General features: G+C 44.1%; 1 protein-coding gene. It reads left to right on the top strand.

What is annotated here, in order from left to right:
• Nucleotides 1–662 precede the first annotated feature (662 nt).
• Nucleotides 663–2,375: a reverse transcriptase domain-containing protein gene (locus tag ABIC84_RS27455; RefSeq protein WP_429265631.1), complete on the top strand. Its 1,713-nt coding sequence runs from the start codon at nt 663–665 to the stop codon at nt 2,373–2,375.
• Nucleotides 2,376–2,483 lie beyond the last annotated feature (108 nt).

The raw sequence follows: 2,483 nt of genomic DNA, 5'->3' as shown, positions 1-2,483 counted from the left end.
GGTGCGCCCGTAAAGGCGCTTTGATAAATATACTTTAGCAAGTATTGGGCATGTGTTCCAAAGCCCATCATCAACCGACCTATCCTTGAGGGAAACCAATAACGGAGAAGAAGCATGTCGGTAAACGTATAAGTCAGGTAGCTATTAAACTTGCGACTGAATGCGGAGATGAAACAATAGATATAAGGATAAAACCCAAACTGGTTCAACGATAGTCCAAGTGGGGGGCCTCGCATCAGTGGCGTAAGATAGCTGAATCGTCATTCTGTAACACCGACATGACACCCTCGCAGCCATGACGGCAGGAACAAGTTACAGCACAGCTGCAATCAGCAGAAAAGGACGGAAATCGTATCCGGCAATCTATTACGCTATGTTATCAAAGTGCTAAACGGGGATTGCCTAAATCGGAGCGCCACTGGCGTGGCTATTAAGCTTCTGGCTCATGAATATCCGACATGGCAACGGAGTTTCCATAGTAGTCCGGGCAAGGGAAAGCCTTGTACATGGCGAAGGGGAACAGCGGTATCGCCTAACATTACTAATGGAAAATGTGAGAGACATTGAGACATCCGGCAATAATATTAGGCAGTCTATGGAAACACTGTCGATCCTCGGAGTATAAGTTTGAAAGGCTTTATCGGGTACTGTTCAATCAGGAAATGTACTATGCTGCCTATCAACGTATCAATGCCAAAGTAGGGAACATGACGCCAGGTACTGACGGTACCACCATTGATAGCATGAGTTTAACCCGTATCGACAAACTCATAGGCGCACTCAAAGACGAAACTTATCAACCTCAACCGGCCAAGCGGGTCTACATCCCCAAGAAAAATGGTAAAAAAAGGCCATTGGGTATCCCATCTGTAGACGACAAACTGGTACAAGAGGTCATCCGAATGCTACTGGAAGCCATATTTGAGGGTCAGTTTGAAAACGGTTCTCATGGTTTCCGGCCAAGCAGAAGCTGCCATACTGCATTAATGCAGGTCCAGAACCGGTTCACCGGCGCTAAGTGGTTCATTGAGGGCGACATCAAAGGGTTCTTTGATAATATCCAACACAACGTTTTGATCGAAGTCCTTAGAAAAAGGATCAGTGATGAGCGTTTCCTGCGCCTCATCCGAAAGTTTCTAAACGCAGGATATATTGAAGACTGGACATTTCATAAAACGTTTAGCGGGACACCCCAAGGCGGGCTAATCAGTCCCATACTCGCGAACATATATCTTGACCAGTTGGACAAGTATATTGAACAATATATAGCCAACTTTGATACGGGTAAAAGAAGAACAAGCAACCCTGCTTACTTCAAACTTAAAAATGAAAGATGTACCCTTATTCGCAGAATAAATAAGGGTAAACACGAGGAACTTAAGCAGATCAGGCTGCAAAGGATCAAAGAGATCGAAGCAAACATAAGACTTGTTTCATCTGCTGATGAAATGGATAACGGATACAAACGGCTTAAATATGTGAGATATGCGGATGACTTTATCATAGGTGTGATAGGCAGCCGAAAAGATTGTGAGAAAATAAAAGGAGACATTAAGACCTTCTTAAGCGAAAAGCTTGACCTCACCTTATCGGACGAAAAGACCTTAATCACCCATGCACAAAGACCTGCACGTTTTCTCGGATATGATGTCCACGTCCGAAAATCCAATCATGTCAAAAGAAACAAATTAGGCCATATCAGGCGTGCGTATAACAGCAAGGTAGTATTACGAATGCCTATCGAAGTAGTTCGTAAAAAGTTATTCGACTATGAAGCGCTCAAGCTGATCCGGCATAACGGAAAAGAAAAATGGAAACCAAAGGGACGCATCAAATTGCTCAATAACGACGACCTTGAAATACTGAACGCCTATAACGCCGAAGTCAGAGGTTTCGCCAACTACTATTCGATCGCAAACAACAGTGCCGCTTTGCACTCCTTTAGATATATTATGGAATATAGCATGTACAAAACTTTCGGAAGAAAGTATCGCGCTAATATTGGACGGATAACCAAAAAATACCGGCATAATAAAGACTTCGCTGTAAAATACAGCAATCAAAAAGGGGAGCAAAAGATGAACACCTTTGCAAAGGTCAGCTTTCGCCGTAAAACGACAAAGATGTCTGCAAACGTCGACGGCTTGCCAAATACCATCATTGTTACTGCCAAAACCAGTCTGATAGACCGGCTAAAGGCAAAACTATGTGAATATTGCGGCGCAACGAATGATCTGGAAATGCATCATGTCAGGAAACTTAAGGACCTGAAAGGACGACAACCATGGGAAAAACTGATGATCGCACGAAGAAGAAAGACCCTTGCGGTCTGCCATTCCTGCCATCAAAAGATACACCACGGAAAAATGGACTGAAGATACTGTGGAAAGCCGTATGCGCTGAGAGGTGCACGTACGGTTTGGAGGAAAGCTCTCGGAAACCTACTTTAGTAATAAAACAAGGCGCCGGGGGCTCATCCTACG

The sequence above is a fragment of the Mucilaginibacter sp. 3215 genome (assembly GCF_050433785.1).
In the GTDB taxonomy this organism is placed as follows: domain Bacteria; phylum Bacteroidota; class Bacteroidia; order Sphingobacteriales; family Sphingobacteriaceae; genus Mucilaginibacter.
Note: the sequence above shows the minus strand (reverse complement) of the source record. Positions and strands in the feature narration are given on the sequence as shown.